Below are 8494 nucleotides of genomic sequence, written 5' to 3'. Positions count from 1 at the left end.
ACGGCTCCGTACCGAACGCGGACGGCTCCGCACCGAACGGCTCCGTACCGAACAACTCCGTACCGGCCACCGCCCGTGCGCTGCTCGATCAGCGTATTCGCGCTGCGCGCAGGAAGACCGCCGGGGACGGCACGGGCTCGGCGGTACCGCCCCGCCCCGAGGGCGCGCGGACGGCGTCGTTCACCCAGGAACGCATGTGGTTGGTCGAGCAACTCTCCAACGGCCCGGACAGCACCGCCGGCCCAGACGGCCGAGACGGCTCCGCGATGTACAACGTCCACGAGGTCTTCCGGCTGCGCGGCCCGCTGGATGTGGCCGCCCTCGGCCACGGTCTCTCGGAGCTCATACGCCGCCATGAAGTCCTGCGCACCGTCTTCCCCGAGCGGGACGGACGGCCCGAGCCCTCGGTCTCCCCGGCGCGGCAGCTCGAACTCACCACGACCGATCTCCGATCCGAGCCCGCAGCGCTGAGAACAGAGCGCGCTCTCGCACTCGTGCACGCCGAGATCCGTCGCCCGTTCGACCTGACCGCCGCCCCGCTGCTGCGCGCGTCGCTGGTGCGGGTCGGCGAGAACGACTGCTATCTGGTGGTCGTCGTCCATCACATCGCGGTCGACGGCTGGTCGATGCCGCTGTTGTGGGACGACCTGTCGGCGATCTACCGGAGCCGGTTGGACGGCCGGGAGCACCAGCTGCCGCCCTTGGCGATCCAGTACGCGGATTTCGCGCACTGGCAGCGGAAGCAGCTGACCGGTGAGCGCCTGCGCGGCCGGCTGGAGTACTGGAGCGACCAGCTGTCCGGAGTGTCCCCGCTGGACCTGCCGACCGACCGACCACGCGGCCCGGTCCGCTCGGGCCGGGGCGAGCGGATCACGTTCACGGTGCCCGAGGAGCTGATCGAGCGGTTGCGGCTGATGGGTCAGCGGCACGGCGCGACGTTGTTCATGACGCTCCTCGCCGGGTTCCAGGCATTGCTCGCCCGCTACAGCGGACAGTCCGACGTGGCGGTCGGAACACCGGTCGCGGGGCGGAACCGCCCGGAGCTCGATCCGCTGGTGGGCTCGTTCATCAACACCCTGGTCATCCGGACCGATCTCTCGGGCGACCCCGGCTTCGCCGACCTCCTCGACCGGGTCCGCCGGACCTCGGTGGACGCCTATGCGCACCAGGACGTCCCCTTCGAACGGCTGGTGCAGGAACTGCGGCCGGAGCGCGGCCTCGACCGCAACCCGTTGTTCCAGGTGATGTTCGCGGGGCTGTCCGGCGCGGGCCCCGAACTGCGGCTGCCGGGGGTGGAGGTCGAACAGATCGAGGTCGACAACGGCACGGCCAAGGTCGATCTCAGTCTGGTGATGGCCGACCGGCCGACCGGGACGACCGGCACCATGGCGTTCGACACCGACCTGTTCGACCGGGCGAGCGTGGAGCGTCTGGCCGGCCATTACCTGCGGCTGCTGGACGGCGCGTCGAGCGACCCCGAGCGTCCCGTCTCTCGTCTGGACCTGCTCACCGACGCCGAGCGCACACGGCTGCTGGTGGAGACCAACGCCACCGACGCGCCCATCCCCTCGGATCTGTGCGTGCACGAACTGGTCGAGCGCCAGGCCCGGCTGACCCCCGACGCGGTGGCGGTCCGCTGTGGTGATCAGCGGCTCACGTATCAAGAGCTCGACCGCGGGGCCAACCGGTTGGCCCGGTATCTACGGGACCGGGGCGCGGGGCCGGAACGCCTGGTCGGCGTGTGTCTGCCGCGCTCGGCGGACCTGGTCACAGCCCTGCTGGCCGTGCTCAAGTCCGGCGCCGCCTATCTGCCGCTCGACCCGGACCTGCCGGCCCGGCGACTGTCGTTCATGCTCGCCGACGCCGAGGTGCCGCTGCTGCTCACCGAGCGATCGCTGGCCGGCCGGCTGCCGGAGAGCGGCGCCGCGATCGTGTGGACGGACACCGAGGCGCATCTGATCGCGGCCCGGTCCGAGGAACCGCTGCCGGCAGCGGCGGCGCCGGCCAACCTCGCGTACTCGATCTACACCTCCGGCTCCACGGGGCGCCCCAAGGCCGTGCTGGTCCCGCACGAGGGCGTGGTCAACTATCTGGTGGTCCGCGGCCGGCAGCTGGACCTCAGCGGGTCCGATGTCGTCGCCTCGGTGGCCTCGATCTCCTTCGACGTCCTCGTTCCCCAGGTGTTCATGCCCCTGGCCTGGGGCGCGAGCGTGGTGATCGCACCGCCGGAGGTCGCGGTCGACGGGCCGCGGCTCGCGGAGATGATGCGCGAGTTCGGCGTCACCACGCTCATGGCCACACCGGCGACCTGGCTCCTGCTGCTGGACAGCGGTTGGCAGGGCGGGCGGTTCCAGGCGATCTGCGTGGGCGAGCCGCTCCAGCCCCAGCTGGCCCGGCGTCTGCTCGGCGTGGTGTCCACGCTGTGGAACGGATACGGCCCCACTGAGGCGTCCGTCGGCTGTGTCACCCGGGAGGTGGACGCCGAGCGGGATCTGGACCGGTCGGGCGGGTCCGTCCCCATCGGCCGCCCGCTCGGCAACCTCCGGATCCATCTGCTGGACCAGGCCGGCGCCCCGGTGCCGGTCGGCGTGCCGGGTGAGATCCACATCGGTGGAACCGGTGTCACCCGGGGATACGCCAACCGGCCGGGACTGACCGCCGAACGGTTCGTACCCGACCCGTACCGCAGCGGCGAGCGGCTGTACCGGACCGGTGACCTGGCGCGGTATCTGCCGGACGGCAATCTCGTCTTCCTCGGCCGGACCGATGAGCAGGTGAAGATCCGGGGGTACCGCATCGAGCTCGGCGAGATCGAGACCGCGTTGTGCGCGCAGCCGGGTGTCGCCAGGGCGGCGGTCACGGTGCGGGGCAGCGGGGCGGACGCCGAGCTGGCCGGATATGTGGTGTGGCAGGACCGATCCGGCGATCCGGCGGGCCTGCGGCACGCGCTGCGCGAGACCCTGCCGGAGTTCATGGTGCCGGCGACGCTGACCGCGCTCGACCGGATTCCGCTGACCACGAACGGGAAGGTGGATCGCGGGGCCCTGCCCGCTCCCGCCCCCCGCGGTCACGATGTGTCCGTGCTGCCGCCGCGGGATCTGCTGGAGCTGCGGATGACCAGGATCTGGGAGCGGGTGCTGGGCGTTCCCCGGGTCGGGGTGCGGGACGGCTTCTTCGATCTGGGCGGGCATTCGCTCAAGGCGGTCGAGCTCGTGGAGGCGATCCGCCGGGAGCTGGGAGTCACCGCACCGCTCAGCACGGTGTTCCGTCATCCCACCGTCGAGGGTCTCTGCGCGGAGCTGCCCACCGCGCCGGCGGCGCTGCGGCAGCTCGTGGTTCCCCTGGCGGAAGGCGATCAGGGGCAGGCGCCGCTGATCCTGGTGTATCCGCAGGGCGGTGATGTGTGCGGCTATCTCCACCTGGCCGGACTTCTCACCGCGGGCCGGCCGGTCTACGGCCTTGAGGCCGTCGGCTACAACACCGACGAACAGCCGCTGGCCACCGTCGAACAGCAGGCGGAGCGCTGTCTGCGGGAGTTGCGGGCCGTGGCGCCCGATGGCCCCTACCTGTTGGCAGGCTGGTCCTTCGGTGGGCTGGTCGCCTTCGAGATGGCCCGTCTGCTGGAGAGCGAGGGGAGTCCACCGGAGTTTCTGGGGATCATCGACGTCGGAGCGCCCGGGTCCATGAGCGGGCCCGGCGACCGCGCGATGAACAGGCCCGGCGACCACGCTGTGAACAGGTCGGACGAGCGCGACACCAGCAGGTCCGGCGACCGCGACACCAGCAGGCCGGACGACCGCGACACGAGCGGGGCCGCCCGGTTCGCGATCGCCGCCGGAGTGCCCGCACGGGATGTCGACGACCTCGATGAGCGGGACGTCCTCTCGCTGCTGCTGCGTGACGCGCACACACGGGAGCGGCTCCCCGCGCGGGTGCGCACCGAGCAGATGCGGCGCATGATGCGGGTCTTCACCGCCAACGGCGACGCCGTCACGCGCTACCGCCCGACCGCGCGGCTCCGTACGCCCATCCACCTGTTCATGAGTACCGGGACCCATCCCACGCTCACCGGCCCGGCGGTGGTTCCCGCGCTGTGGCGGGAGCGCACCGAGGGGGCGCTGAGTGTGGTCGAGGCGTCCGGCAACCACCACGACATGCTGTCGCCGCCGCATGTCGCGTCCTTCGCCGACGCGCTGTCGGCGATTCTGGAGGAGCTCGGATGACCACCGCACACGAGATGCCGCTTTCGTCGGCGCAGTCCGGTGTCTGGTTCGCCCACCATCTGCGTCCGGGCAGCTCCGTCTACAACACCGGCGAGTATCTGGACATCCCCGGCCCGGTCGACGGGGAGCTGTTCGAGCGTGCGCTGCGGCGCGTGGTGGACGAGACCGAGTCGCTGCGCGTCCGTTTCACCGTGGGCCCCGATGGCCCCCGGCAGGTCCTCTCCCCCGCGCCGGACTGGCCGATGCACCATGTCGACCTCACCTCGGCGCCTGATCCGCGACGGGCGGCCGAGGAGTGGATGCGCACCGACCTGTCCACGCCGGTCGAGCTCACCCGCGGCCCGCTGTTCTGCCAGGCCCTGTTCAAGATCGCGCCGGACCGCTTTCTCTGGTATCAGCGCGTCCACCACATCGTGGTCGACGGTTTCAGCATGTCGCTCCTCGCACGGCGGGTGGCCAAGACCTACACCGGACTGGTCGCGGGCTCGGACCGCTCAGGGGCGGCCTTCGGCCCGCTGAGTCTTCTGCTGGAGGACGACTCGTCCTACCACGCGTCGGAACAGCGCGAGCGGGACCGGGCGTTCTGGACGGAACGCCTGGCCGGCCGGCCGGATCCCGTCAGCCTCGCCAGCCGGTCGGCGCCGGCCTCGGACAGCTTCCTGCGCCGTACGAGCAGCCTTTCCGCGTCCGCCGTGGCCGCGTTGCGGCGGGCCGGACAGCACGCCGGGTCGAGTTGGCCCACGGCCATGATCGCGGTGATCGCCGCGTATCTCCACCGTCTCAGCGGCGAGCGGGATGTCGTGCTCAGCATGCCGGTGACCGGGCGCATGGGCTCCTCCGGGCGAACCGTTCCCGGCATGGTGGCGAACGTGGTGCCGCTGCGGCTGCGGGTGCGTCCGGAGCACGGCCTGTCCGCTCTCGTCCGGCAGACGGCCGACGAGATCGGCGCGCTGCGGGAGCACCAGCGCTACCGCAGCGAGGATCTGCGCAGGGAGCTGGGCAGGGAGCTGGGCCCGGGGCAGTCGGAGCGGGCCCTGTTCGGCCCCGTCGCCAACATCATGTCCTTCTACTACCACGTCGAGTTCGCCGGGCTGCGCGCCACCGCGCACAACCTGTCCAACGGACCGGTCGAGGACCTTTCGATCTCCGTCTACGACCGGTCCGACGGCACCGAGCCGCGGGTCGACTTCGACGCGAATCCCGCGCTGTACTCGGATGCCGAGCTCACGGCCCACCAGGAGCGGTTCCTGCGCTTCCTGGACGCCGTCGTCACCGCCGATCCGGCCCAGCCGATCGGCAGGCCGGACATTCTCACCCCCGGCGAGCGGCACCGTACGGTGGTGGAGAGGAACCGCACCACGCACCCGTTGCCGCCCACGACGCTGCCGCGGGCTTTCGCGGCCGTGGTCGCACGCACACCCGATGCGACCGCCGTGGTGTTCGGCGACACCGTGCTCTCCTACGCCGAGTTGAACGCCCGCGCCAACCGGCTCGCCCACCGTCTGATCGCCATGGGCGTGCGCGGCGAGAGCACGGTGGCCGTGCTCATGGAGCGCTCCGCCGACGTCGTGGTGTCGGTGCTGGCGATCAGCAAGGCCGGCGGTGCCTATGTGCCGCTGGACACCCGGTCCCCGGTGGCGCGTCTGCGTCTCGTCATGGGCGAGACCGGGGCGGCCGTGCTGCTCACTCACCGGGCCGCCGGGAACCCCGAGCTGTCCCGTGACACTCCGACCGTGGTGGTCGACTCCGATCCCGGCCTCGCCGAGGAGCCGGCCGTCGACCCCGTCGTGGCGCCGCGTCCGGAGAACCTGGCCTGTGTCCTGTACACCTCGGGGTCCACGGGCACGCCGAAGGGGGTGGCCCTGAGCCACCGCAACGTCGCCAGCCTGACCGCGCAACGATGCTGGCGGAGCGAGGACGGCCCGCGGGTGCTCGCACACTCCCCGCACGCCTTCGACGCCTCGACCTACGAGTGGTGGGTGCCGCTGCTCAACGGGGGCCAGGTGGTCATGGCCCCGCCCGGCGAGCTGGATCTCGCGTCCTATCACCGGCTCATCGCCGATCACCGGGTCAGCGCTCTATGGCTGACGGCCGGGCTGTTCCGGGTGATCGCCGAGGAGTCCCCCGGCTGTCTGGCGCAGGTCGGCGAGGTGTGGACCGGCGGGGACATCGTGCCGGCCGATGCGGTACGGCGGGTGCTGGAGCGGTGTCCGGACACCGCGGTGATCGCCGGCTACGGCCCGACCGAGGCCACCACGTTCACCACGCGCAGTGTGCTGTACCCCGGCCGGGCCGTGCCCGATGTGGTGCCCATCGGCCGTCCGATGGACAACCGGCGTGTGTATGTGCTCGACGAGACGCTGTCGCCGGTGCCGCCGGGAGTGGCGGGTGTGCTGTATATCGCCGGCCCCGGTCTGGCGCGCGGATATCTGAACAGCCCCCGGTGGACCGCTCAGCAGTTTCTGCCGTGCCCGTTCGGCGGACCGGGCGAGCGGATGTACCGCACGGGCGATGTGGTGCGCTGGAACTCCGACGACGAACTGGAGTTCCTCGGCCGGGCTGATGAACAGGTCAAGCTCCATGGCTTCCGTATCGAGCTGGGCGAGATCGAAGCGGTTCTCGCCGAACATCCCGGCGTCGCCCAGGCGACCGTGGTCGCCGGCCCGAACGCTTCGGGCGACAAGCGTCTGATCGGCTATGTCGTGCCGACGGGCGGTTCGGGTCCCGACGCGGCCTCGTTGCGGGAGCACATCGCCGCGGCGCTCCCCGACTACATGGTGCCTTCCGCGTTCGTCACGCTCGACGGCTTCCCCCTGACCCGCAACGGGAAGATCGACCGGACCGCGCTGCCCGTTCCGGACAGCGCTCCGGCGGCGTCCGCGCAGAGGCCGGGAACCCCGGCGGAGGACGCCATGTGCGCTCTCTTCGCCGAGGTGCTCAACCGCTCCCCGGTAGGCGTCGACGACGGTTTCTTCGCGCTGGGCGGCGACTCCCTGCTCGCCACCCGGCTGATCAACCGGGTACGGGTGAGGTTCGGCCGTGAACTCACCCTGGGCGCACTGTTCCAGGCCCCCACGCCGGCCCGGCTGGCCGAAGCGCTCGACAGCGCCCCGGACAGCGCGGCGGTACCGGATCTCGCACGGCGAACCACAGCTCAGACAGCGATCACCGGGAGCAGTTCGTAATGGTCCACACCGTCCCCGACTCCGACGGCACTCCGGCGACGGCGGTGCTGGGGGTGTCCCAGGTCCGGCGCTACTACGAGCTCGTCGACGCAGGCGACGTGCCCGCGCTGGTCGCCCTGTTCGCCCCGGACGCGCGCTACCGCCGGCCCGGTTACCGGCCGATGGTCGGGCATGCCGAGCTGAAGCGCTTCTATCTCGACCAGCGGGTGATCCGTTCGGGCGTGCACACACTGGACACCGTGGTCGCGGCCGATGACGAGATAGCGGTGCACGGCTTGTTCCGCGGCGCGCTGCACGACGGCGGCCGGGTCGAGCTGCGGTTCGCGGACTTCTTCCGGATGACTCCGCAGGGCCGTATCTCGTCGCGGGACACCTTCTTCCATGTCCCGGCGGTCTGAGACGGTGGCCGCGCCCGGTGACACCGCGAACGCGAACCGCACGATCCATGTCGACCCCCGCTACAACGGCCCGCCGAACAGCGCCAACGGCGGATACGTCAGCGGTCTCATCGCCGCGCGGGCGCGGCGGATGCTGGAGACCGACGGCGATCTCGCGGTCCAGCTGCACGCCCCGCCGCCGCTGGGAACCGGCCTCCGGCTGACCCGGACCGGCAAGCGGGCGCACGTCTGGCACGGCGAGGACCTCATCGCGACCGCGTCGCCCCAGGTCTCCGTCACCGCTCCGGTGGATTCCGTGCCGCCGGCCGACGCGGAGCACGCCATGCGTCGTTACGAGGGGCACCGTTCCCATCCCTTCCCCACCTGCTTCGTGTGCGGTCCCGGCCATCGGGACGGTCTGCGGCTGGCCCCGGGCCCGGTCCCCGGCCCGGGGAACCAGGTCGCGTGCCTGTGGACACCGGACGCCGCCTGCGGCGACGGCACCGGCGCGGTCGCCGAGGAGCTGGTGTGGGCGGCGCTGGACTGCCCGGGGGGCTGGACGCTCGACCCGCTGCGAAGCCCGCTGGTGCTCGGCCGGATGGCGGCCCGGATCCCGGTCCTCCCCCGAGTCGGCGAGACCGTCGTCGTGGTCGGACGCGGCGTCCCCGGGGACGGGCGGGTCCACACCTGCACCACCGCACTCTTCCGC

General features: G+C 71.7%; 4 protein-coding genes. All 4 read left to right on the top strand.

The window, feature by feature from the left end; genetic code table 11:
- Positions 1-4223 (top strand): non-ribosomal peptide synthetase (locus FF041_RS16120; protein WP_153523476.1); only part of this gene is annotated, 4223 nt, incomplete at its 5' end.
- Positions 4220-7408: a non-ribosomal peptide synthetase gene (locus FF041_RS16115; RefSeq protein ID WP_153523457.1), complete on the top strand. Its 3189-nt coding sequence runs from the start codon at positions 4220-4222 to the stop codon at positions 7406-7408. The genes FF041_RS16120 and FF041_RS16115, both read left to right, overlap by 4 nt.
- Entirely contained in the window at positions 7408-7806 is a 399-nt protein-coding gene (locus FF041_RS16110) for a nuclear transport factor 2 family protein (RefSeq protein WP_153523456.1), read from the top strand. Before FF041_RS16115 ends, FF041_RS16110 begins: the two co-directional genes overlap by 1 nt.
- The coding region (locus FF041_RS16105; protein ID WP_153523475.1) for a hypothetical protein at positions 7790-8494 on the top strand (705 nt) is incomplete at its 3' end. The genes FF041_RS16110 and FF041_RS16105, both read left to right, overlap by 17 nt.

Source organism: Streptomyces jumonjinensis (assembly GCF_009600885.1).
Classification (GTDB): Bacteria; Actinomycetota; Actinomycetes; order Streptomycetales; family Streptomycetaceae; genus Streptomyces; species Streptomyces jumonjinensis.
This window is presented reverse-complemented; position numbering and strand designations above follow the sequence as displayed.